The sequence below is a fragment of the Phenylobacterium sp. LjRoot97 genome (genome assembly GCF_964254345.1).
Taxonomy (GTDB): domain Bacteria; phylum Pseudomonadota; class Alphaproteobacteria; order Caulobacterales; family Caulobacteraceae; genus Phenylobacterium.
The window spans coordinates 2,865,756-2,890,006 of record NZ_CAXUTH020000001.1 but is presented as its reverse complement, the minus strand read 5'-3'; the positions used below and the strand labels follow the sequence as shown (position 1 = coordinate 2,890,006).

The 24,251-nt window shown below is 64.5% G+C and carries 20 protein-coding genes; 12 read left to right on the top strand and 8 right to left on the bottom strand.

The features are described 5' to 3' along the window. Positions 1–219: 219 nt before the first annotated feature. From ACSQ2H_RS14360 to ACSQ2H_RS14325, 8 genes are all read left to right on the top strand, one after another. Positions 220–1,050 (top strand): aminotransferase, encoded by an 831-nt coding sequence (locus ACSQ2H_RS14360; protein WP_436062068.1) that lies wholly within the window; start codon positions 220–222, stop codon positions 1,048–1,050. Further along, positions 1,050–4,673: a DEAD/DEAH box helicase gene (locus ACSQ2H_RS14355; RefSeq protein WP_436062067.1), complete on the top strand. Its 3,624-nt coding sequence runs from the start codon at positions 1,050–1,052 to the stop codon at positions 4,671–4,673. Before ACSQ2H_RS14360 ends, ACSQ2H_RS14355 begins: the two co-directional genes overlap by 1 nt. 208 nt (positions 4,674–4,881) lie before the next feature. After that, positions 4,882–5,712: a hypothetical protein gene (locus ACSQ2H_RS14350; protein ID WP_436062066.1), complete on the top strand. Its 831-nt coding sequence runs from the start codon at positions 4,882–4,884 to the stop codon at positions 5,710–5,712. A 250-nt stretch (positions 5,713–5,962) separates the two neighbouring features. After that, entirely contained in the window at positions 5,963–6,541 is a 579-nt protein-coding gene (locus ACSQ2H_RS14345) for a hypothetical protein (RefSeq protein ID WP_436062065.1), read from the top strand. 2 nt (positions 6,542–6,543) lie between these two features. Beyond that, on the top strand, positions 6,544–6,756 hold the full coding sequence (locus ACSQ2H_RS14340; RefSeq protein ID WP_436062064.1) for a KTSC domain-containing protein: 213 nt from the start codon (positions 6,544–6,546) through the stop codon (positions 6,754–6,756). Between the two features lie 17 nt (positions 6,757–6,773). Beyond that, positions 6,774–7,397, top strand: coding sequence for a hypothetical protein (locus ACSQ2H_RS14335; RefSeq protein WP_436062063.1), 624 nt, complete (start codon positions 6,774–6,776; stop codon positions 7,395–7,397). Between the two features lie 102 nt (positions 7,398–7,499). Continuing rightward, the gene (locus ACSQ2H_RS14330) at positions 7,500–9,095 is read left to right on the top strand and encodes a hypothetical protein (RefSeq protein WP_436062062.1); all 1,596 of its coding nucleotides are present in this window, start codon (positions 7,500–7,502) and stop codon (positions 9,093–9,095) included. 164 nt (positions 9,096–9,259) lie between these two features. Continuing rightward, a complete protein-coding gene (locus ACSQ2H_RS14325; protein ID WP_436062061.1) occupies positions 9,260–10,288 on the top strand; it encodes an IS110 family transposase in 1,029 nt (342 codons plus the stop codon). Positions 10,289–10,597: 309 nt separating this feature from the next. Here the strand turns inward: ACSQ2H_RS14325 and ACSQ2H_RS14320 are convergent, their stop codons facing one another. Beyond that, the gene (locus ACSQ2H_RS14320; protein WP_436062060.1) at positions 10,598–11,524 is read right to left on the bottom strand and encodes a hypothetical protein; all 927 of its coding nucleotides are present in this window, start codon (positions 11,522–11,524) and stop codon (positions 10,598–10,600) included. Between the two features lie 333 nt (positions 11,525–11,857). Here ACSQ2H_RS14320 and ACSQ2H_RS14315 point away from each other — a divergent pair, with 333 nt between their 5' ends. The 3 genes from ACSQ2H_RS14315 to ACSQ2H_RS14305 all read left to right on the top strand — a co-directional run bounded on the left by ACSQ2H_RS14315 (position 11,858) and on the right by ACSQ2H_RS14305 (position 15,083). Continuing rightward, positions 11,858–12,979: an HNH endonuclease gene (locus tag ACSQ2H_RS14315; protein WP_436062059.1), complete on the top strand. Its 1,122-nt coding sequence runs from the start codon at positions 11,858–11,860 to the stop codon at positions 12,977–12,979. Positions 12,980–13,071: 92 nt separating this feature from the next. Beyond that, positions 13,072–13,536 carry a very short patch repair endonuclease gene (locus ACSQ2H_RS14310; RefSeq protein ID WP_436062058.1) on the top strand — a complete coding sequence of 155 codons (465 nt, stop codon included), beginning with the start codon at positions 13,072–13,074 and terminating at the stop codon, positions 13,534–13,536. Between the two features lie 50 nt (positions 13,537–13,586). Next, positions 13,587–15,083, top strand: a complete 1,497-nt coding sequence (locus ACSQ2H_RS14305) for a DNA cytosine methyltransferase (RefSeq protein WP_436062057.1) — start codon at positions 13,587–13,589, stop codon at positions 15,081–15,083. On the opposite strand, the gene ACSQ2H_RS14300 is transcribed toward ACSQ2H_RS14305, so the two are convergent. From ACSQ2H_RS14300 to ACSQ2H_RS14275, 6 genes are all read right to left on the bottom strand, one after another. Beyond that, entirely contained in the window at positions 15,080–16,066 is a 987-nt protein-coding gene (locus ACSQ2H_RS14300) for a PD-(D/E)XK motif protein (RefSeq protein WP_436062056.1), read from the bottom strand. The genes ACSQ2H_RS14305 and ACSQ2H_RS14300 overlap by 4 nt on opposite strands. Further along, entirely contained in the window at positions 16,059–18,425 is a 2,367-nt protein-coding gene (locus tag ACSQ2H_RS14295; RefSeq protein ID WP_436062055.1) for a Z1 domain-containing protein, read from the bottom strand. Before ACSQ2H_RS14295 ends, ACSQ2H_RS14300 begins: the two co-directional genes overlap by 8 nt. Further along, positions 18,425–20,467: an ATP-binding protein gene (locus ACSQ2H_RS14290; protein WP_436062054.1), complete on the bottom strand. Its 2,043-nt coding sequence runs from the start codon at positions 20,465–20,467 to the stop codon at positions 18,425–18,427. The genes ACSQ2H_RS14295 and ACSQ2H_RS14290 overlap by 1 nt, the downstream gene beginning before the upstream one ends. 383 nt (positions 20,468–20,850) lie before the next feature. Continuing rightward, positions 20,851–21,213, bottom strand: coding sequence for a helix-turn-helix domain-containing protein (locus ACSQ2H_RS14285; protein WP_436062053.1), 363 nt, complete (start codon positions 21,211–21,213; stop codon positions 20,851–20,853). Between the two features lie 22 nt (positions 21,214–21,235). Further along, positions 21,236–21,529 carry a type II toxin-antitoxin system HigB family toxin gene (locus tag ACSQ2H_RS14280; protein WP_436062052.1) on the bottom strand — a complete coding sequence of 98 codons (294 nt, stop codon included), beginning with the start codon at positions 21,527–21,529 and terminating at the stop codon, positions 21,236–21,238. A 64-nt stretch (positions 21,530–21,593) separates the two neighbouring features. After that, the gene (locus ACSQ2H_RS14275) at positions 21,594–22,586 is read right to left on the bottom strand and encodes a site-specific integrase (protein WP_436062051.1); all 993 of its coding nucleotides are present in this window, start codon (positions 22,584–22,586) and stop codon (positions 21,594–21,596) included. A gap of 160 nt (positions 22,587–22,746) precedes the next feature. Here ACSQ2H_RS14275 and dusA point away from each other — a divergent pair, with 160 nt between their 5' ends. Beyond that, positions 22,747–23,790 carry a tRNA dihydrouridine(20/20a) synthase DusA gene (gene dusA, locus ACSQ2H_RS14270; protein ID WP_436062050.1) on the top strand — a complete coding sequence of 348 codons (1,044 nt, stop codon included), beginning with the start codon at positions 22,747–22,749 and terminating at the stop codon, positions 23,788–23,790. Here dusA and ACSQ2H_RS14265 read toward each other — a convergent pair. Continuing rightward, positions 23,734–24,237, bottom strand: a complete 504-nt coding sequence (locus tag ACSQ2H_RS14265) for a TIGR02281 family clan AA aspartic protease (protein ID WP_436062049.1) — start codon at positions 24,235–24,237, stop codon at positions 23,734–23,736. The genes dusA and ACSQ2H_RS14265 overlap by 57 nt on opposite strands. Positions 24,238–24,251 lie beyond the last annotated feature (14 nt).

Below are 24,251 nucleotides of genomic sequence, written 5' to 3'. Positions count from 1 at the left end.
GCTAGGCCGCGTCAAACGCAAATGTCGCAGCGGGCGAATTTTATCGCTTCATGCCGGCGGCCGATTTCCATAGATTCAGCGCGGGGGAGTTCGACTTTGACTTTGCACAATTGCCCACCGCCAAGGGCTGCGCTGGCACGATGGCTTAAGGACTATCCAAGCGCTATCGACACTTACGGTCACCTGTTGCTCGAGCAAATTTGCGACTGCGACGATGACTTGATCGCCGATTTCGTGGATTACTTCCAATCGGCGCACGCGGATGCCCGCAAGTTCTTCCATGAACAGATGGGCATCGAGCTTCACCCCGATGCGGATGAACCCGAAGCGCATGTCACTTATCCCACCTGCCTACCGTCGATCACGCGACGTGGCCTGTTCGGTGAAGTCATGGCTGGCATGCTCACTGAGCATTACGAATATATCGGCAGCCATGCATGGACGATCCCTGTCTTCCTCTTCCGCTATCACGAGGATGCTGAGGCCTATCTGTTCGCGCTCGTCCGGGATGAAGAGCGCAAACGTGAGGTCTACGGCCGGCGGGGCTCCGATTTCCTCGCGCTAGCGCTCAACGAGGGGGGGGATATTGAGCGCTTCATTGCCGGTGAAGCCAAATGGCGAAAGAAGCTTCAGCCCGCCGTTGTTGCCGAGTTGATGTACGGCAAAAAAAAGAAGGATCCGGAAACCGAGGAACTTGAGCACGACGGCAAGGGTATCTGGTTCCAGATGAATCGGGACACCCCAGCGCCGCACGGCTTGCGACAATTGCAGCGCCTGCTACGCGAAATAGACCCTAACGGCTATTCAACGGCGATCGCAAGGCTCGACCGTGTGCTGGTGGTGTCGGGCGCCGAACCGCTGCCGCGGACCAACCTGGTGATGATCTCGGGCGGCGACGTCCCCAGCCGCAAGCCCAAGACATCGCTGATACCGTGGGAGGTGGTGCCAGAGGAATACACGGCACCGCATGACCTGCAGGTGGTCGAACTCATTCTGAACGACGGCGATAAGCTGATCGATGGCGTCTATGACGCGCTTTGGGCCCTCTGATGCCGGCGAACGATCCGCAACGGCTCGAGATCGCCAATGGCGCGCGCATCGGGCTCGCGTTGGACAACGAGATATCTGCCAATCAGGCGCGTTCCTATGTCCGCTGCCTGCAGATCGGCTGGCGGGTCGACACGATCGGTTGGAACCGCAGGGACTCCGAAGGTCAGTTAGCGGATGCCCGAAGCCTGCTGCAGGCAGCCGAAATCTTCGCAGAGATCGAAGGCCATGACGCGCCGCGCGCGATCGACTGCTACCGGCGTGCCGGCGAGATCCTCGAATGGCTGACGCGCTCCGCAGACGACCTCCGGACGATCGCGCCAATCGAACTACTTGCCGGCGCCGCCTTCCAGCTCGGCGGTCTGCCCGCGATGGCGTCGAGTCTTCTCGGACAACTCGATCTCGTGGAAGACGGCCAGACGCTCTTTGCTGCATTCATCCGCGCCGATTTCGACGCGGTGCTCGTCCATGCAATGACCTTCTGGGATCAGAATGGCGACCTGACCGACGTAGGCTCTTCCCGTCGGATCCTCGAAGAGGACAAGGATGACAGGCTCAGCTGGTATTTCACGGTCGAACTCATTCGCGCGCTCGGCCTGTTTGCGGATTCAATACGGCGCGGGGATGATCGCCGCCTGGCAAAGGCCGCTGCAAAGCTCAAGGCACTCGACGCCATGGCCGTGCGCACCTTCAGCGACGACGTCTCGCTCCTGATCAGCCTGTTGCGGCAAGTCGGTGAACGGTTCGCTGACGCCAGCATCTATCGATCTGTCCGCGCACTTGGCGAACTCAACCTCGAGCGCATGCCACGCATGCTGGCCTTTGCGCGTGACCAGTTCTCCCGCGGCCGCGGCATATTGTGGTCATCGCAGCGCGCCGGTCTCACACGCCTGCTCGAAAACTCGTCCTTTGCGCTATGCACGCCCACCGGATCGGGCAAAACGCTTGTCGCCAATCTCGGCCTCGTAAAGGAGCTGCTGCTGCGCGATCATGGCGAGGTCGTGCCGTTGGCCTTGTATCTCGTCCCGTCCCGCGCGCTCGCCGGTGAGGTGGAAGCGAAGCTGGCATCTGAGCTCGGCCGCGATCTCATCATCACCGGCCTATATGGCGGAGCCGACTGGGGCATAACCGACTACTGGCTGAACGCCTTCCGCCCGACCGTGCTCATCGCCACGGTCGAAAAGGCCGATGCGCTCATGCGCTATCTCGCCCCGCTGCTGCTCAGCCGTCTAAAGCTCCTTATTGTCGATGAGGCCCATCAGGTTCTGCCCGAGGATACGGAAAGCGGCCGCAGCGAATTCGCCGATCACAGCAGCCGCTCGCTCAGGCTCGAAAGCTTCGTTGCGCGCTTGCTTACTCAGGCCCCCGACATGGTCCGCATCGCGCTGACCGCAGTAGCCGGCGGCGGTGCGGGACCCGTGGCACGGTGGATGGAGGGCACTGCCGACGCAGCAGCAATAGGCACGCGGTATCGCAGCACCCGGCAGGTAATCGGCGTGCTCGAAACCGCGTCGGAGCGGCGCAGCACGATGTTGCTCGAGCTTATGAACGGGCGGCCGCTCTATGTGCAGGGCCGTGATGCCCCGGTTTATCTCAACCTCACCATCCCGCCGATGGCTCAGTTGCCCCCGCAGATGAGGTCCAGCCTCTACCGCTTTAACCAAGTGACCGTGCTTTGGACGGCCCTGCATCTCGCCGCGACTGATCGCCGGATCCTCATCTCGTTGGCCCAACAACCCGAACAGACAATGGGGTGGTATGCGGAAGCTTTCGACCTTCCGGCTTGGCAGGAACTGCCGGTGTTCGTGCCGCCTGGGGGCAGGGGCGGTGACCTTTTCGCCGAAGCCCGGGCAGCCTGCGTCGATTATTGCGGGCCCGATTCCTATGAGGTGCGGCTGCTTGATCGTGGAATAGCGACCAGCCATGGCCAGATGCCGCAACGGCTGCGGCGGCTGATGGTGGCGCTGATCGACGAGAAAACCTGTCCGATCACCGTTGCGACCGCGACGCTTACCGAAGGCGTCAATCTCCCATTCGACATCATCTTCGTCACTTCGCTCAAGCGCAGCGCCTACGACAACGTCAAGCGGCAGCCGGTCATCACCCCCTATACCGCAGCTGAGTTCCGCAATCTTGCCGGTCGTGCCGGCAGGCCGGGCGCGACGCGTGGAATGGAAGGGCTAACGCTAGTCGCCTTGCCCACCACGATCGCCACTACCGCCAACGGGCAGAAGCAGATCCAGCGCAATCAGATGGATGCCCTTCGCAAAGACTATGACGAGTTGCGCGAGAAGCTCCGGCGGGACGAGCTGGCTGGCGATGCGACGTTCAGTCCGCTCGCCATGTTGCTCAGCGAACTGCGCGACAAGGCGCGGCTCTATTTCGGGCATCTGACCGATGAGGCCTTTCTGGAATGGCTCGAGCAGGTCGAACCCAGCGAGGTGAGCGACGATGCCGGGACCGGCACCAGCAGCGGGCTTGCCCGGCTGGCCGATACGGTCGACGAGCTCGATGCCTTTGTGATGACGGCTCTAGAGGAGCTCAGCCTTCTTGGGGCGGAACTCGACGGCGCGCAGGCAGAGGCCAAACTCGCCGCTCTCTGGCAAAAGACCTTCACCGTTGCGGCAGCAGCGCAGGAGGCGTGGCTCGAACAGGCGATCGTGCGCCGCGGGCGCGCAATCGTCGAAGACATCTACCCCGACGCCGAGGAACGGAGGCGGCTCTACCAATATGGCTTCTCGCCCTATGTCGGCAGGCGATTCGAGGCGATTGCGCCCGCAATTGGCGACCTGCTGGCGGCTGCTATCGACTATGGCGCCGAGATTCCGGAGCAGCGTCTGGCGCGGTTTGAGGCCCTGGGCGAGCTCTTGAAGGATGATCGCGGCTTCGGCTTCCGCGTGCGCGACACGGTTGGCGATCGCGAGATCCTGGAGGCCTGGACCGACGTTCTGAGCTGGTGGATGCGAGCGCCGGGCGGCGAAGCGCCCGAAGCCGGCAATCTTCGGGCCCGCCAGCGTTTCGTCGCCGACAATCTGGAGTTTCGCTTGGGGGTCGCAATCGGCGCGGTCGTGGCGCAGAAATGGACTGCGGGTGCTGGTGATCCGCTCGCCGTTCCATCGCTTGCAGAATGGAAGGCCACAACGGGGCTTCCCTGGTTCGGCTTCTGGGCGCGCGAGCTGCTTCGCTGGGGAACTCTCGACCCCTTTGTTGCCTTTGCGTTGGCGCAGGGACGCGCGAAGACGCGCGAGGATGCCGAAGCACTGAGGCTCGTATTCGAGCAATGGCTCGGCAAAGAGATTGAAGCGCCAAGCTCCGAGGACCTTATTGATCCCCAGCAGTTTTTGGCGTGGGAACGGAGCCTACCTATCCGCGAACGGGAGCGCGTCGAAGCCGTGCCCGAGGAAGCCGAACTGACCGGCACGGCTGGAGCCATGAAGCGTTATAACGTCCTGCCCATGGCCGGCGAGGACCAGGTCATTTGGCTCGACGCGTCAGGTTACGAGCTTGCTCGGTCTCCGGACGAATTTGGACTGTATGACCGGTCCGACCTAGTGAATGACTATATTCTCGAAGCCGACGGACGAGCCACCGTGCGCCGCGTATTCGCGCGCTCGCAGCATCGGTGATCTCTGCGGCACCACTCCAGAAAGGTGACTAGTTTCTCCACGACTCAGGATCGGCTGCGTGGGAATGGGGGCTTCGACACATCTCAGGGCGACAGGCAGGGAGTGCCCCTTCCTGCCAGCGCCCCAGCACCTCGAAATAGCCATTCACACCTCTTGCAGCTGGCAAATTTGAGCCCACCATGCCCTCAGGCGAGGGGGCAAACGCAAGATGGCCATTGGCGCAACACCAGATGCGGCGACGGTAGCGCAAATCACCGCGGAGGCCACTACCGCCGCGGCCAAGATCGTGGCGCAGGCCCAGGCCGGCAATGCGTCCCTGGCCGCGAGTGCTGCTGTGGTCGCGGCCATCGTGACCTGCGCGGCTACGATCTATGGGGCCCGCAAGAGCGCCCGGACCAACGAGAGCATCGAGCGGCTGAAGCAAGATCGCGAAGACCGCCGGGGCGAGCGCGAGCGTGCCCATCAAGTTTCCCGTTTTAGCGAGCCTCTTGCCCGATCGGCCTATGATCTGCAGAGCCGCCTCTACAATCTGCTGCGCAAAGGGGTGTTGGAGGCCTTCGTTCGTCGAGGGGACGCTCGGGAACGGCGCTATGCGATAGACAACACGGTGTTCCTCATCGCGCAGTACCTTTGCTGGACCGAACTCGTGCGGCGGGAGGTCCAGTTGATCGATCTCGGCGAGAACGACAGAACTCGGCGCCTGCTGCACCTCCAAGACAATATCAGTGGGATCATGGGGACTGATGCCTACTCCGCGAGGCTTCGCATCTTCGCCGGCGAACAGCGGGCTCTGGGCGAGGCCCTTATCGATCCGACGAGCGCGCCAACCTGCATCGGCTACGGCGCGTTCCTGGCGGCATTTCCGCCTCAAAGAAACGCTCTAATCGACGCGCTTCGAAAGGACTTGGAGGTCCTCGCGCGGGACATTGCGCCCGCCGTGCAGCGTTTGGGCGAGTTGCAGCACGCATTGATCGACCTGCTGGATCTGCTGGATGCCGACGCCTTGCGTTTCCCTATGCACAGTCGCTCGAAGGTCTGACGAGACGCGTAGGGGGCGTCACCCGACAAGTGGAGGTTCACTCGTAGCGCGAAGGTCCGGCTTCGGGACTGGAGCCAAGGCCTCCTCGCGGCGCCAGAGGGTCACGACGTTCGGCGGCAAGGCATTCCATCTGTCCACAGGCATTTAGCGCAGTCACGACAGGGTGTCGACGGCCGGCCGGTGTTCTACGTTTGCTGGGGCGGACGTGTTGCTGCTCGCGGCTTTGGCCACGTGGTAGCGCGAGTAGCTTATGTCCCGAGAGAACGCATGCGGCGCGGCGCGGGCGCGCCGCATCGCTGAGGTTGTCGCTAGATGGCAACCCACTGAAGCAGCACGTCTTGCGGCGTTCCTCTCGCGGGTCAGCGTCGGTGCCGCAACCGTGCCTCGGATCGGGCGAGGGTTTAACCGCACCCGGATCGCCAAGGACATCGGCGTGCCGGTCGTCGCGCTGTCAGTCATCTGGGACGATCTCCGGCCCTTCCTGGCCTCTGCATCCAGCGGCGTGCTGGACAGGAGTCGGGTCAAAGGAGCGCTCCCGGATAACCTGGCCGGGCTGATGGACCTTCTGCCGGTGTTGCGAACCGGCGAAGCGATCATTGCCGGGGAAGCTGCCAGGCTTCCAGTTCGATGCCGTGTCACGCTGCCTTCGGAAGCCCATCTGCCCAGAAGTGCAGACCCGGAGGTGACGGCCGCCTGGTCGGCGAGGCGGCGCGCCGAGGGATACGATCGTGTGGTCGCTTCCTGGCGAGCACAAAGCACAACGGCAGTCGCCGTCGTAACCAATATTCAGCGTGAAGCTGTTGAGCCAGAGGTCGGGGCGGAGGGATAATCATGGATCGCCAGCTTGTGGCTTCGACAAATATCGCGGCGATCGGCTATGACGAGCCGAGCGAGACCCTTGAGGTCGAATTCAACAACGGCACTGTCTACCAATATTACAACGTCAGCGCGGCCCTCCTTGAGCAGTTGATGCAGTCGACATCGAAGGGCCAATTTCTAAACGCCTACATCAAGAACGCCTATCCCTACTCAAGGGTTGGCTGACAGCTTTGCGTTCTCCGATGTTGTCGAACAGCCAGACCCTGAAGCTGCTGGGCGTCGTGGTCCGGAGCCTGCGCAAGGAGTTTCCGGAAGATTTCTACAAGCGCTGCTACTACGCAGCCTTCGCAATGCGTGCGCTTCTCCTCGACGGGGGTGTTGAAGCTGAAATCGTTGGGGGCGACGTCGTGGCTTTCATCGTGTCGCGAGATGGCGGTCGCGCCAGCATGCAGGGATTCGGTTTCGGGGCTGAGCAGTGCTCTCATTTCTGGGTTGAGGCCGATGGGCGGCTGCTCGATGTCGGGCCGTATTTGCTGCCGGAAGACGCGAGTTATCCAGTCTCAAGCATTCCACTGGTGGCTTGGGATTTGGCGACTCCATTTCCAGCATATCTCCGGTATCGGCGAGTCCAGCGTTTTCCGGCCGACGCAGTTATGAGCGCCCTGCCCGAACAGAACGCTCGATGTGATCGCTTCATCGCCGCTTGCCGTAGTCGCGCCGCGAGTCACATCGCCGGCTCAAAGCCCCTCACTTGGCTGCTCACCGATCCCAATGCGACAGTCGCTGCCGCCCGTAGGCACGACAGTTGGGCAATCGGAGCTATCGGGTTTGCTAGGATGACCAACATCTCAGATTTGCCCTTCTAGGAGATTCCACGACGGCCCCGTCTGGACTAACGGTCGGGCAGGCGAGGTCGAGGCCATGGCGCACCTCTTCTCGACCCTCTCCAATCACCGCATACAGGTGCGATGATCGATCGGCCGCTCGACAGTGATACGCTCGGAGAAAAGGGCGAGAAGCGGTTCGGCGAAATCTGCGCCGACGCGCGCCTGATCGCCAATACCGCCAACCGCGATCGCGCCGGTTGGGACTACACCGTCGACTTTCCGCACGAGATCGGATCGACCGGCCTGGATTCACGACCAGCCCCGATCTCCGCCCGTGTCCAGGTCAAGACTCAGTGGTCCGATCGCACGGACGTCAAGCTCCGGCTGTCTTCGGCCGAGCGCTTGGTCAAGCACGGCGGTCCGAGCTTCCTCTGCGTTCTGTGCGTCGATCCGGATCTGCAGTTCAGTTCAATGCGGATCATCCACTGCCGGGGCGAGATTGTCGCCCGGGTGCTCAAGCGCCTACGAAAAGCGGAGGCGCGCGGCGAAAGACCGAACGACGTATGGCTGCGGATCGACCCATCGAAATACGCCGACGCGGCCCCGGTCACCCACAGCGCATTGCTGGCTGCCCTCAACGCGGTCTGCACCACCGACCATGTCGCATATCTCACCGCCAAGGACGCCGAGCTCAAGTCGCTCGGCTTCGAGCGGAACGCCCTGCAGTTGAACGTCGGGATATTCGGAAGCGAGGATGAGATTCTCGACGGCTTTCTCGGCTTGAGCCCGTTGAACGTTGGGTCTTTAGCCGCCATTGAGACCCGGTTTGGCATCTCGTTGCCCTCCAGCGAGTTTCCCCCGGGGCCTGCGAAGCTCTCCTTCCTTCACAAACACGACCCGGCGGTGGTGAAATTCCGTATCGCCGACAAAGTCTACCGCTTTCGCGGGGACGTTCGACGACTGCCAGGCCCCGTCACAGCAGCGCTCGGCCGGCTAAAGCTCATTGTCGAGACGGATCTCCACCGCATTTCCTTCATCGCCGATATGCAAGGCGCGACGCCCAAGCTGAGCCTAGCCCTGGGCTGCAATCCGAAGGTCCTGGATGACACCCTTCTCAAGGCGCACCAGTGGCGAGACCTCTACGCGATCCTCGCCGCGACAGCCGGTGGCGGCGTCGAGTTGAAGATCACCCGCCCCGGAACTAGCAGCGTGACGGAATGGATCTGTGATCCGGCCGCCAAGTCAGGGCCTCAGTGGAGGAAACTCGCTCGCCTGACGAGCGCAGCAGCGCTGGTATTTGACCGCGTGGGCGCCCCCAACGCCAAGGTCACCCTGCAGGATCTTTGGACAGCGGGCGATGACATCGTGAGTCTGGCCGCGATGCTGAGAGATTCGTCAACCGTCACGGGCGCAAGCTTCACAACCGATACCGAGATCGACCTACCCCGATCAGAGCCGGCCCCGTTGCTGTTCGGATACGGATTTAGGGTCGGTCGGCATACGATCGCCTACGGCGCAAGAATGGACATGACCGGCGTCGAAGCTGAAGGCGAAGTCGCCTGGTCGTCCTCCAGCCTGACCTTCCTCGGCTTGCACCGCCCCAAATCCGAGCGGGACTACTACGCCTTCTTGGAAAGCCTGCCGCAAGAGCCCTACCGCGTCGTCACCAATCCGTACCAGCCAGGCCGAACCGTCATCAGCCGGCGAGACGCAGCTGATGGCGCGCAGGAACAGTAGCCGTCGATGCCCACTGCCTAGGTCGAACCCATGATGCGCGCGGAGCCGGACGGCGGACCTCCATACCGTCCGCTTCCGATCCTGAACCCTATGTCCGCTACTGATGCCGTGGACGGCTCCCCACCGTGGTCGCAGCATTGCTGCGGCCGAAATGGAGGAGCGCCATGGAAGAGGTGGTCACAGTGGGATTGGACATCGCCAAGTCGGTGTTTCAGGTCCACGGGGTCGATGCTGAGGGCCAGGTTGTCGTCCAGCGGAAGCTGACCCGAGCCAAACTGATCCCATTCTTTGAGAAGCTGCCGCCTTGTCGGGTCGGGATCGAGGCCTGCGCCACGGCGCATCACTGGGGCCGGAAGCTGGGCGAGCTGGGCCACGAGGTGAAGCTGATGCCGCCTTCGTACGTGAAGCCCTATCTGAAGCGGCAGAAGAATGACGCGGCCGATGCCGAGGCGATCTGCGAAGCCGTGACCCGCCCCAGCATGCGCTTCGTCGAGGTGAAGTCGCCGGAGCAGCAGAGCGTGCTGGTGATCCATCGGACTCGGATGACCCTGATGCGTCATCGGATCGAACTGTCCAACACCATCCGGGCGCACATGGCGGAGTTTGGCTTGGCGGCGCCGATCGGCCGGCTGGGGCTTCAGAGTCTAGTCGAGATCATCCGGGACGGTGCCGACGAACGCGTGCCGGCGCACGCCAGGATCTGCCTGAAGCTATTGGCCGATCAGCTCGACCTGGTGAACCGCCAGGCGCTCGAGACCGACCGCATGATCTTGGCCAGCGCACGGGCGACAGAGGTCGGCCGCCGGCTGATGGCTGTGCCTGGCGTCGGCCCGGTGCTGGCGAGCGCGATGGTCGCCAGTGTGCCCGATCCTCATGCCTTCAAGTCTGGCCGCAACCTCTCCGCCTGGATCGGCCTGGTGCCGAAACAGAACTCAAGCGGCGGTAAAGAACGGCTTGGCGGGATAACAAAGCAGGGCAATCGATACTTGCGCCAGCTCCTGGTGATCGGAGCCTTGGCCGTGATCCGATACGCCGAGCGACACGGATCCAGGCGACCGTGGCTGGTGCAGCTGATGGCTAGGCGAAGCACCAAGATCGCGGCGGTGGCGCTGGCCAACAAGAACGCCCGGATGATCTGGGCGATCATGACCAGCGGCGAGGCCTATCGGGAGCCGCAGCTGCAAGCCGCGTAAAACTCAGGCGCCACTGCGCCGGACAAGTTTGGAAAGGGCGACGAAGGAGTGATGTGAACCGGTCGACCCGGGAAGCGGGAGAACCCAATGCGCCATCGGGCCTTGAGCCCGTGCTTTTGGTCGGGACCTGGCTTCGCGGAGGGCATCATGGCCAGCGGTCCATGCACCGCACCAACAGGTCGAAGACATGGCCGCACCGACCAGCGCTCACAGAACTCTCAGATCAACCTTGCCAACGGGGAGCCGTCCAGACATGGCGCAGGACAGACTACGGACCAAGTCATCGCGTCGGGTCGCTGGTGAGCCGGGCTAGTTTCCGAGTTTCATCCGAGCAATCGCCGCATAGACCATGGGATCTCGGTGTGCCGTGTACGCGCGCCGGCCGCGCTGAGCCTCACCCCATGCGCTCATGGCTAGCGCCGCCATCCCCGCACCGGCGCTCCAGGGGCTACCCTCCATCAGCGCGGCCCCGATCGGGAGGGCCGTGACGGTGACCGACACCGAAGATGAAGCGATATTGAAGCCTCTCAGATCGGCTATCAATTCGTCGCGCCGAAGTTGGAGCTCCCAGAGATCCAGGTGGTTGTCGGGAGTGGACAGGGCTCTCGCGATCTCGTGCCGAAACTCCAAGAGAGCGCGCTTATGCCGGCGCCGAAACCTGACGAGTTCGGTCGTGGAAGCAGAGGCGGCGACCGGCAGAAGTGACGTAACCGCTTGCAGTTCACGCGTGCGACGGCGCTCGGATGCGGCCACCCCAGTGACCCTTGTCCAGGCAGGGCCCGTGTCCGTCACTAACGACGCCTCCATGTGTGATGAGGTCGTCATCTGTAAAGCTAGGTAAGTAAGTACTTGGTCGGCCGCCCATCTAGGCGCCGCCAGCCATCCGTCGCCGTCGTCTTGCAAGAGGCCGGTGGCCCTCAGGTCGTCAACCAAAGAGGTATAGGCAAGCTTCCCCAAATGAACGCTGGCCGGCGCACTGTCGCGTTTCTGGGCTGCTGGCAACTGTGTCAGATACCGGACGAAACGGTCGTCGGCTTCCCTGTTCCAGCCGTTCATCCCCGGTGTCACGGGAGCGACTAGATCTTCTCCGATCAGTTCCTCGGTGCGGCGATCGTAAAGGCCGTCCCAGCTCCCCATAGGTGCAATGACCTGAATACGGTCGAAATAGAGTATCGCCGGATTCACCCAGTTTGAATGGGGAAGCGAAAGATTTGGAAAATACAGAGCCTCGACCACTGTTGGAGCCCCTCCACGACAAGTCATCGCCCCTTAGGGCATGCGGTGCAGATTGCACGCAATTTGTGGGTGTGGGGTAGTGATGCGATCTACACTGCAATGCTTCCGCTCAGTCGCCTCATCGGCATTTGCGAACGTAGCAGGACGAGCATCACCGACTAGGCTTGCGGCCCTTAGGGAGAAGATCCGATCACGGCCGCGAACCCAATGTCTGCAGCTGGCGCAGACCGCGCCGTAGGCACGCCACGCGGTCAAAGATACAGCGGCCGACGGAGCAAACTCCCGCCATATTGCCGCGACCGTGAACGCCATGATGTCAGCTGGGTTACCGAAATGCCGTATTTGATCGCGAACGAGAGCGGTGACGTCCTGGACGCCCGGATTGAGCTGGAGGGGGCTTCTCTCATCCTGCACAGCCAGGGGGGCCGGACCGGGGGACGCCCGGCCAGGAACACGGGGCAGGGGCCAGCCCTGCTTACGATCTGTCGCCGGGCCCGCACAGACGACCGCGCGCTTGAGCAGATTCTGATCGACAGTCGGCCGGCCAGGAAGGTGCCGGAGGTCGACCGCGTTCTGATCCGTCGTGAGGAGATCGTGACCCTTGACGGCGAGAGGCTTTCCACGGCGGTTCGCGGTCGCCTGCGACGCTTTGGCCAGGACGAGGAGGCGAGAGGCGGCAACTCGACCAAGCAGGTCAGATTCGACTTCAACCTGGATCCGGCGGAGGTCGTGCGTCTGCTGGACTTGCGCGAGGGCGAGTTCACGCGCGGGCGCACGGCGGCAGCGCCCAAAGTGATGCTGTTGACGGCCGAAGAGCTACGTCCGGTGACGGCGCTTGAGGTCCGCCGGGCGGTGGACCGTCTTTTGGCCGGAGAGGACGCGCCCAACTTCGACCCGTCGCGCGACTACGATGTGCTGCTGCCCACCGGTGAACGACTGGCGCCCAAGAAGGTGTTTGGCCTGGCCGTCGAACAGGCCCTGGGCATTAGGGCCTTCCCTGGTCACTTCAAGGCCGGGTGGAGCGAGCCCTGCTTCCGCACCATCCTCACCGCCGGGTACAACATCGTCGAAAAGTCGACCGCGTCCGGGCCCGCCCGGAGCGGCCGCACGGCGCCGTCGCCCGATCCGGATGAGCAGAGCTGGGCCGAAGGCAGCCCTCGTTTCGCCGAGCACCTGCGTACGGAGCGCCGGCGCAGCAGGAGGGCGGCCGCCGCCAAGCGGGCCCAGGTGCGGGCGCTGAATGACGGCAGGCTCGCCTGTGACAATCCGGGCTGCACGGCCGACTGGTACGCAATCTTCCCGCTGGCGGTGGCCGAAGCGGTGTTCGAAATCCATCACACTATCCTGGTGAGCACCATGGGCGATGATCACGAGACCGCGCTCGATGATCTGCAGTGCCTCTGCGCCGCCTGCCATCGCGCCGAGCATCGCCGCCTGCTGCTGGACGCCGATTGAGCGCACCTGAAGTTTCCTCCGCGCGGTTCCGTCCGCACAGCCGCTGGCGCACTGATGGACGCCGACGGCGTCCCCGTTGGCTATAAGGCGACATGGCCCTGCCTCGTCCCAGCTTTGAAAGTGTAAGCGCGACCCGGCGGCGGAATATGGCGGCGATCCGCGGGCGGGACACGAAGCCGGAGACGCGTCTTCGCCGGCTGCTTCATGGCCTGGGCTACCGGTTCCGGGTGCAGCGGCGCGATCTGCCCGGGCGGCCCGACCTGGTCTTTCCCGGTCGTCGCAAGGTGATTTTCGTGCATGGCTGTTTCTGGCACCGCCACGGCTGCCGTAATTCAGTGCTGCCGAAGAGCCGCGCCGATTGGTGGGAAGAAAAGCTGAATCGCAATGTCGCGCGCGACCTAGCCGCGACAGCGGCCCTCGAGATGCTCGGATGGTCGGTTCTTGCGGTCTGGGAGTGCGAGGCGAAGGACGAAGCGGCGGTCCTCTGTTCTATCCAGAAGTTCTTGGGGCCGCCGGGCTCAACTCGACCTGAGGGCGTGCTAAGCAGGAAGACCTGACCTTGCCGAGTCGCGTTTCCGGGGGCGGGACGTAGGTGAGAGCCGCACTGATGAACGCCATGTCAGATCTTCGTCCGGACCCTGCGCTGGAGCGGAAACTCGCGCGCCTTCGTCGCGGCGAAGCGCCGCGCGTGCTGGACCTGTTCTCAGGCGCCGGCGGGATCAGCCTGGGCTTCCGGAAGGCTGGCTTCGATATTGAAGGCGCGCTGGAGCTCGATGCCCTGGCGGCGCTTACCCACGCCACCAATTTCCACCGGGACGCCGACAACTTTGAGGCTCATGCCCGGCCGCGGGACATGACCAAAATGGATCCGCAGGATCTGGTCGGGCAGCTGGACCTTGGACCGGTCGAGGACGCGATCGATGTTTTGGTGGGGGGGCCGCCGTGCCAGGCCTATGCCCGTGTGGGCCGCGCCAAGTTGCGTGAGGTGGCGGACCATCCCGAGGCCTTCCGGGTCGATCCGCGCGGGAACCTATATCTGCGCTACCTCGAATATGTCCGGGTGCTGCGGCCGCTTGCGGTGCTGATCGAGAACGTCCCTGACATTCTGCACTACGCCCACACCAACATCGCCCAGGAGATCGTCGAGGCCCTGGCCGACCTCGGCTATGTCGCGCGCTATTCCCTGATCAACACCGCCTTCCACGGCGTCCCGCAGATGCGCGACCGCGTCTTCCTGATCGGCTACCGGCGCGAACTCGACCGACCGATCCGCTTCCCCAAAGCGACCCATAAGATCGAGCTCCCCCCCGGCTATGCGGGCACCCGGGCCGTCGCGTTGCGCTATGTCGATCGCCGCGGGATGTCCGGCTATCACGAGCCCGATCTTGGCGACGACAGCCTGCCGGACGCCGTAACAGCGCAGGAGGCGCTTGGGGACCTCCCATTCCTGCTGGGCTCCTCGGTGACCCGCGGCGCGCGGCGGTTTGACGAGCTGGCTCCCTACCGTCCGGGCGCCAATCTCTCACCCTATGCGCGGCTGATGCGGCACGACTGGCCAGGCTTTGCCGGCGGGGAGGGGGTGTGGGACCACGCCATCCGGGCGCTGCCGCGTGATTTACAGACCTTCGCCGAAATGCGGCCGGGCGCCGAATATCCCGAAGCGCACGCCACCGCCGCCAGGATCGCCCGCCGGATGGCGGCCGCCCAGGGCCTGCGCGAGGGAACAGCCGCCTTTGACCACCTCTGGCGGCAGGTTGTGCCTCCCTACGACACCGGCAAGTTCCCAAATCGCTGGTGGAAGCTGCGGCCCGATTTCCCGTCGCGCACCCTCCTGGCCCATCTTGGCAAGGACACCTATTCCCACATCCACTACGACGCGTCCCAGGCCCGCACGATCTCGGTGCGCGAGGCGGCGCGCCTGCAGTCCTTCCCGGACGGCTTCATCTTCCGCGGCACGATGAACCCGGCGTTCCGGCAGATCGGAAACGCCGTGCCGCCGTTGATGGCCTTTGGCCTGGCCGAGGTGATCTTTGAGGACCTTCAGGCGGCCGCAGCTGCGCGTGCGCCGGTTCTGGTCGAGCTGCGCCGGGCGGCGGCTCACTAGTTCGGGGCGCCCGCCGCGATCAGATCGGCGAAGTCGGCGGCGTCGAACGGGTCGAGGTTGGCGAGGCTGATCGTGTAGCGAATGTCGATCACCCCGCTGGGCACCCGGAAGTCCGGCGGCAGGCGAGGAAACCCGGCGTCAACCTCGTGCAGCGTGAAATCCCTTGGATTGAACGTCATCAGCTCGCCCGAGCGACGCATCTCGTCGTCCCAGCCCAACCGGACCAGTTTCAGCAGAAAGTCATCGACCGCGGCGCTGTCGCCGCAGATCGCGTCCGAGATCGCATCGATGAGCACGGCCAGCGTCAAATGCCCGCCCTGGACATCTTCCAGCTGCACCGAGGCCACGAACAGGCGGTCGCCCTCGGCCGCCCACAGCTGGTCCAGTCTGGAAATCTCGTGCTCGTGGCGACTGCCGCGCGTCGTCTTGACCTCGAGGTGGACCGGGCCGACCACGAAGTCGTGCCGTGCGCTGTCCGGCCCCGACCAGTTGAAAATCGCCTGAGGACCCAGGACGGGAACCAGGATCCGCTGCAGGACGAGCAGCTCGCCGGCAAGGCCGACCTGGACCGGCCGGGACATCGCCTGGCGTCCGGGCCGGAATGCGGACTGCCATTCCCGGATCGCCCAGGCGACCACGGCCCAGGGATCGCGGCCCCCACCGTGGATGGCCTTGATCACCTCGTTGCAGAACGGTGTGAACACCCGCTCGTGCGAGGCCGGAGCCCGCAGACCGAGGAATTCCCCCGCACCGGTGATCAGGTGCCGGACCCGAAGACCGGTGAGATCCGGAGGTTCAGCCCTTTTCGGGCCGGCGGTGACCGGGATCAGGACATGCAGATCGCCCGCCTGGTCCATGCCCATAAGAATGCCGGTGGCCAGTTCATCCCAAAGCACCTCGTGGGTGACCAGGGCGTCTTCGACGTTCGGGCGCGTTGCGCGCAGCGCCGCCCAGGTCGCGGGCGAGGGGGCCCCGTCACCCATCAATCACCCCCCGGTTGACGATCGCTGATCCAGCCCCGTCGGAGGTCCGGGGCAGGCTGAGGGCAAGGCCGATCACCGTATCGGTCGCGATCACCCCGAGCGGTTCAGGGTTCAGGGGGTAGATCAGCAAGAGACCCTGGGTCGGCGGCCGGGCCGCACGCATGGCCTCGGTGTCAAAATTGCCGCTGGCGCGAACGAACGCTTCCGGCCCGCCGGGCAGATCAACGCCCTCATGCCGTGGATCGATGAGGATGCCGATGCCCTGGGAGCTGGTCGCCTTGCGGGTTACGAGACCCGTGGTCATGCCGCCCAGCTCCACCTTCGCGCCCTGCTGCGCGCCGGCCAGGAACACCGACCAGTCGGTCAGCTCGTCCGCGGCGACCCGGCCCATGATCCAGTCTGCAAGCGGATCGCCCCGGAACGCGACGACATCATCGTGCGTGCGATAGCGCCGCAGGAACTCGCAGATGACCTCGGGTGGGATGTCCCGGATCAGCCAGCCTCCTGTGGTGGCGCCTCCCGGCCCGATGCTGCCCAGGAAGCCGTCGGCGAGTTGGCGGTTGTAGGTCAGCCGGGGCGCGTCCTGCAGTGGAAGCATGACGGTCTGCGGGTGTTCGCCCGACCAGGACTCCTGCACCTCATCGGCCATGGAGGCCTTGTTGCGGGCGGTCAGCAACAGCCCGCTGTGCGCGCGCAGCCGGATCGCCATCTCGTCCGGACGGCGCCCGGCGCGGGCCAGGGCGCGCAGCGCATCGCGCAGGGACTGCTCAACGAGGGCCAACTCGGTGAACCATTGGGCGATGCCGTCCGTGGTCCAGACGCGGATCAGATCCTCATAGCCGGTTCGAAATCCGTACCACCTGGCCATCTGCAACAGGGTGTCGGCCATGGTGGCGGTGCGAAGGAAGTAGGAGACCGTCAGACCTTCCAGTGTCAGCCCCCGCGAGAGCCGGTTTCCGCCGACCGCCACCAGATGGCGGCCGGGGCGGCTCTCATATTCGAGGTTCTCCCCGGTGACGCTGTTCAGCTCCAGAACCTCGAGCGTCCGCATCACCCGCAAGGCGCCGTCGATCAGGGAGGCCCGGTCGGCGGGCGACTCCACGCCGGCGAGGTGGCGGTCGAGCACGTCTCCGAACATGGGCGAGAGGTCGTGGCCCTGAAGAACCGCTTCGCGCCAGATGTCTCTTTGCTCGCGGATCGCGCCGGCGATCCGCGCCTGATCGTCGGTGCGCGCGCTTACATGCACCAGCATGGTATGCGGGCGTCCCGCGAGCTCGGGGCGCTGCTCCCGGATCGATCCGGCCAGGCAGAAGGTCAGAAAGGCGTCCGACAGGGACTCGGGCAGAAGCTCCTGGGCCACCGAAGCCGTCACGGCGGCGCTGCGGCGGGCGCGTGTCCGCCGCAGCAGCCCGACATCAGCGTCCGGAACCGGGCGCAGGACATCGCGGCCCTGGGCGCTGACCCCGAAGAGCTCCTCTGTTCCGGTGTAGCCTTCAGGCCGCGCCAGCTGCAGCGCAAAGTCGCTCGGGAACAGGTCCTTGCCCACACGCCGGTCGGTCGCCTGTGGATCGATCAGAATGTTTGCGAAGGGCGTGGCCGTATAGGCGACATAGGTCGATTTCGGCAGCAGGCTCAGAGTGCCGCGGATCAGCGCATTGGTCGCCGACGGCCCGTTGCGTCCCGGGCGGACCGAAACAGGTTCATCGTCCTCATCGACGGCGGGGTCTTCCGGCCGGTTGCCGCGGGTGTTTATGGAGGCTTGGTCGGCTTCATCGTCGATGACCAGGGTGGGAATAGCGGCGAGTCGAGGACCGGCCGCCGTCAGCCACGCGTTCAGCTTCTCGAGAATGGCGACGTTTTTCTTCACCACCAGGAGAAAGGCACCGCCCAAATCCAGCACCGCCGGGTCCGCCCCCTGGAAGTCCTGGTGGGCGTTGGTCAGCAGGGTCCAACCGTCCGGAGACGCTTCGCCGGGCTCCAGTCCGACAAGCTCCCGCTCCAGTCTGACCTGCGTCTGATTGCGCAGGGCGTCGTGGATGCCGGACAGCACGATCACCATGCGGTACCCGGCGTCCACTGCCCGGGCCGCCACCGCAGTGTAATTGGCGGTCTTGCCGCTCTGGACGTAGCCGACCACAAGGCCGCGGCCCTCGAACCGGTCATTGGCGAGCGGGTCGCGGAGATGGCGCAGGACGCGTAGCGATTCCGAAGCAAGTGAAGCGACCTGATCGGGTTTCCATTTCCCTCCGCCGATCAGGGCCTGTTCGAGCCGTGTCCAGCCGGGCCAATCTGCAACATCAAGTCGGTCCGTCCAGTGCGCCGCCTGAGGGGGCGTCGCCAGGATCCTGACGATCGACATCAGCCCGCCGCCGGTGCCGAAAGCGCCTTTTGAACCTCAAGGCTGTCCAACGCGTCGAGAAAGGCGGCAAGGTGCGCGGCGGCGACCGGATCGTCCTTGACCGCCCTGAAGACGGCGGCGAGATCGGGGTTCTGTTCGCTCACCCAGAGTTCGCGGCCGTTCGTCACCATGTTGGTGGTGAGCCGCCACAGATAGCTGGTGCTGGTCACCGACCGCACTGCCACCGCCGGCGGGGCAGGGACCGGAGGAGGGGAGGCCGGGGGCGGCGAGTGGGGCGCGGCCGGGCCCGGAGCCGGCCCCGTCGGGGTCGGGCCGCCGCTCGGACCGGGCTGGGGCGCAGGGCCTCCCGCCGGAGGCTGGGGCGGGGGACTGGCGGGGGGCTTCGGCTGGCGGGTGTCCTTGCCGAACTTCTTGCGGGCCTCAGCGCGCACGGGTTTGGCCACACGCTCGATCTCGGCCAGGATATGCCCGGGCAGTTTGACCTGCATCTTGCTGATGTTGATGTCGAATGGACCGTCGAGTTTCTTGCCGAAATCGACCACCGCCCGCGCAGCCTTGGTGTGTTCGTCGATCGTCCAGATGCCTTCCCAGCCCCCCCATTTGATGAGGCGGTCGTTGCGGTAGATGTAGAGGCCCTGGCTCTGATTGCGGTTGCCCCACATCCCGAGGCGCTGCAGCTCTTCCGTTGCGATCTCCGGCTCGTCCGGATGCTGCGCCTTCACCTCGCCTTCCGACGGCAGCAGGAAGGGCTGGACCTCGACCATGGCATGGTCGCCGCCTTCCAGAGGAACGCGGATCGACTTGCGGTCATAAGGCTCGGTCAGCGGATGCCCGACGGGGTTGTTGGGCTCGACCGGCGTTCCGTTCACGCGGATGGTGATAGGCGCGCGCGCCGTGGCCTTGCCTTCCAGGAAGCGGTGGAAGACCACGCCCAGGTGCCGCTGAAGGGCGATGACCTCGACGGTGTGGGGCGTCACGCCGCGCGCGACGGGCCTGGCCACACCCGGCTTCATGTCCTTCCAGAGCACGGACGTGCCCTGCTCGCCCAGCGCAGTTGCGTCCAACTCCCAGGGCTCGAGCGGCGTCTCCAACGCCTCCCAGTCGCCGAGGTCGGCCTTGTCCCAGGTGAGGTGCACGCCCGGCGCCCCACGCTCGCGCGTGACGACGGTGAACGCCCGCGCCTGAGACCAGGACGCACCCTTCAGGCCAAAGCCGAACTTACCCAGCGCATGGTCGTCGTAGCCGGTGTCGCTGCCGATCGTCATCGCTTCGTCGAGCTTCTCGGCGCTCATGCCGTCACCGTTGTCAGTGATGGCGAGCCAGCGGCCGTGCCCGCCATCCGGCGGGCCGAAGGTGATATCGATCACCGTCGCCCGCGCGCCAATGGCGTTGTCCACGATGTCCGCCACAGCGGTCTCGAAGGTGTGGCCGGTATTACCCAGAATATCGGCGGTCCGCGCCGCCCTCGGCGGAAGCCGCCGCCGCCCGGGACGGTTCTCGGTTGTCGTGGTCATCGCATTTCCGGATTCGGCCTCGTCGGCCGGGCTGAACATGTCGGGCCGTGCATTGTGCAGCAGCCGTTGGATACGCAGGCCTTCCTCGCCGTGCAGGGCGATCATGCCGGCGCGCAGCAGCCCGCCGGTGGCGCCGTCGCTGAGCACGAGGCCGGTGATTTCCGCGGCGGGCGGAAAGACCACCCAGGCGCCCTTCGCGGGGCTGACGCCGGAGTCCACCTCCAAAGCAAATAGGCAGCCCGGGTCCACAAAATCGTATACGGCGTCAGGCGGGCAATGACCTTCCATGCGCCAGTTCTTGGCCTGTCGCGTGAGAAAGTAGGTGTGATCCGCAACGCCGTGATCGGTGTCGTAGCGCAGGTCCATCGCGATGCGCTGGGTATCCGCCGCGGCGGGGAATACGCGGTCCACAACGGCCCCATCGAAGTTGATGGCCCGTTGGCGCGATCCTTCCTTCCCCTGCCTGCGGTAGGCATGGAACATCCCCAGTTCACTGTGGGTGAGCACCCGCAGGATCAGGAACCGCATCTGTCCTCGCAAATGAGACGCCGCGCTATTGCGGCGCGACCGCCCCCAGCGCCCGCAATACAACTCTAATCGATTTGTCTAGCCTGAGTCACACCTGAGGTTGGCCTGTCGGCGCAGATCAGCTTTCGCCCGCGGTCCATGTCCGAAACTGACGCGCTGACTAACGCTACCGCGCTTAGACGATGTATCTCTCAGTTGGCGGGCCGTCCGCCTACGGTGCCGGCAAAGCGTAGCGGCGGACCTGATATTCCGTCGTGACCGCTGACACCTCGAGAACCTGATTGTCCAGATTCTCGATCGAGCTTCTCCATGGCGGTCTCGAACGGATCCAGCTGCAAATCGAGGTCTATGGTGGGCGTTGGGCGTAGACGCTTCGAGGTCCGTCAGATCAAAGCGTCAGCTGGTACGTTCCAGGCGCTCCGAAGCTGCCGGATCTGATCGAGCGATAGAGAGCGCTTCCCCTTAAGCACCTCCGATGCGCGCGGGGCGCCAATCACGGCCGCCAAGTCCGATTGCGACTTGCCCTTAGTTTCCATGATTTGCGCCAACGCCTCGGCGGGGTCCTGAGGAGCGATGGGGTAGTGGTCTTGTTCGTACTTCGCCAGCAGTAGTCCGAGCACCTCGAAGCGGTATGCGCTCTCCGTGTCAGGGAGCGGCTCATTGGCGAAGTAGCTCTCATACTCTTGCAGTGCGGCCTCGAACTCCGCTTCGCTACGGATAGGGCGCAGGCTGGTGTCCAAGCTCATTTGGGCCTCCTCGACCGCCAGATCAGACCGACGTCGCATCAATCCGATCATACTCCGCATGGGTACCGACGAATTTCACCAGCACCTGCTTGAACGGGTAGGAGATGCGCGCCACGAGCCGGTAGTTGTTTCCGCCGACATCGAAGACCACACGATTATCGGTCAGAAAGTCGGCCGAGCCGAAGGTCTCCCTGACGTCGTGCGGGGTGCTCCACTCCGCTGCGCGCGCCAACTTGTACCAAGTCGTGAGCGGCCCCTTGGCATTAGGGTGTCGAGCCCAGAACGCTTGAAGGGTTCGCAACGCGACTACGTTCATGCAACCGCACCTCTAGCATTTCCCAAATTGGGAAGCAATTAAATTTCCCAATTTGGGAAGGGCGTTAGGCCGCGTAATTTGCGGCTATCGCGTGAAGCGCCTCCGGCTTCAGGTGCGTGTAGCGCCGGAGCATCTTCCAGTCCTTGTGGCCGGTCACGAGTGCGACCTGGTGAATGGCGAAGCCAGCTTCGAACAGCCGGCTGGTGCCCTCGTGCCGAAGGTCGTGAAAGTGGAGATCTTCGATCTTCAGGTCTCTGCAGGCGCGCGTGAACGCCGTTCCCGCTGACTTGTGATGATGCGGGAAGATCCGATCATCGTTTGCGCGGAGTGCGCGCTGTTCCTCGATGAGCGCCATTGCGTCGTACCCTGAGACCGCGAGGAGGGGGATGCGCTGATCGTTGCCCTTCTTCGCCCGAGGGTCTTTACGGTCGCGGATGGTCAGCATCTTCGTGCGCTCGTTAAGGTCGCTCCACGTAACGCGGCAAATTTCCTCCTGACGCATCGCTGTCGCGATGGCGAACTTGATTATGCGGCTCATGGGCATCGTGAGGCGTGCGTTGGCGTCGAAGTGCGCGAACAGGGCTTGAAGTTCCTCTTCCGTCGGCCGGCGGTCGCGCTCGTTGCTCTTTCCGATCAGTCCCAATCGCTTGAGCGCGATCCGAGCGAGGTCGAGCCCCTCTGTACTTATGGGGAGCCCGTGTACTGCCGCCGCATGCGAAATGACGAGCTTGATTGCGCCGATGTCCATTGAGAGCGTGACGGGGCCGGCTCCCCCAGCCGAACGCCTGCGGCCAAACTGGATAATGCGGTCTCGGTCGAGCTCGAGGATCGTTTTGGACCCGAGCTCGCGACGCAGCATTTCCAGAGTGGCGAGTTTGGATCGGCCTGGGGCCCGACCCACTTCCTTCATATCTGCTATATGGAGATCAATGAGATCGGCGAGCGTGCGCATCCGAGCGATGCGTGACTTTGTCGGACTCTGCCCGCGGTCGATCTGTCGTTCCGCCTCAAGGGCCCAGTGTTTGGCGTCTTCGCGACTGACAAAGGTCTCGCTCAAGGAGCGACCCTTTCGTCGAACTTGGACGCGCCAGGCACCGGACTTTTGTTTTCGGATCGAGGCCATTTTTGAGGTGCAGATTGGGTGCGTTGGGGTCTCGTAGAGTGGCGAAACGGGTCGAAAAACGTCGCGTGTTCGAGGGTGAAAGCGGGGCGTTTGGATGTTGAAAGATAACGAGAAGTCATTGAAAACGCAACATCATTTACTTAGTATAGCACCCATGATGGACTGGACGGACCGGCATTGCCGGAGCCTGCACCGCACGCTGTCGGCGCGGGCGCTGCTCTATACGGAGATGCTGACGACGGGCGCGGTGCTGCACGGCGACCGGGAGCGGCTGCTGGCCTATGACCCGGCCGAGCATCCGGTGGCGTTGCAACTGGGCGGTTCGGAGCCGGCCGATCTGGTCGCCGCGGCGAAGATCGGCGAGGCCGAGGGCTATGACGAGATCAACCTGAACGTCGGCTGCCCGTCCGACAGGGTGCAGAGCGGCCGGTTCGGCGCCTGCCTGATGCGCGAGCCTGAACTGGTGGCCGAGTGCATGGCGGCGATGGCCGCGGCGGTGAAGGTTCCGGTGACGGTGAAGTGCCGGATCGGCGTCGATGACCAGGATCCCGAGGAAAGCCTGTTCCGGCTGGTCGATCTCTGCGCGCAGGCGGGCGTTTCGCTGTTCGTCGTCCACGCGCGCAAGGCGTGGCTGAAGGGGCTGTCACCGAAGGAAAACCGCGACGTGCCGCCGTTGGACTATCCGCTGGTGCACCGGCTGAAGCGCGAGCGGCCCGACCTGACCATCGTGATCAACGGCGGGATCGGTTCGCTGGACGAGGCCGAGCAGCATCTGGACGCCGTCGACGGCGTGATGCTGGGGCGCGCCGCCTATCACACGCCGGCGCTGCTGGGCCAGGTCGACCGGCGGGTGTTCGGCGCCGATGTCGAGGACATCGACAGCTTCCGGGCGGTCGAGCTCTACCGGCCCCATGTCGAGCGCGAACTCGCGGCCGGGACGCACCTGGCGGCGATCACCCGGCACATGCTGGGGCTGTTCCACGGCCTGCCGGGCGCGCGGGCGTGGCGGCGCGTGCTGACGGTCGAGGGCGTGAAGGCCGGGGCGGGCATGGGCGTGATCGACGCGGCCCTGGCCGAGGTCCTACGGGCGCAGGATGAGCGCCGTGCGCGTGGCCTCGAAGCTGGCCAGGCGGCCTAGGTAGGTCATGCCGAGCAGCGAGCTTTCCAGCCCGCTCTCGATCACCATGGCCTGGACGTCGTTGAGCGCGGCGCCGGCGACGGACACCCGGCCGAGCGTCACGGCGGCGGCGCGGGTCTCGCCCGAGGCGGTGACGACCTTGTAGTTGTAGTCGAGCTTGTCGGTGGCGATGCCCAGGCGCTGGGCGTCGGCCAGGGTCAGGGCGACGGCGCTGGCGCCGGTGTCGACCAGGAAGCGCACGCGCGAACCGTTGACGTCCGCCTCGGCCCAATAGTGGCCGTCGCCGCCCTTGGCGATCGAGGCGGGCTGGGCGTGGGGCGCCGGCTGCGGCGCGATGGCGAGGGCTGCGCGCAGTTCCGGCTTCGGGTCGGTCAGGGTGTTCAGGGCCTCAGCGGCGCCCACCGCAGACACGGCGCCCAGAAGCGCCACGATCGCCAGTTTGAGCATATCCCACACCTCGC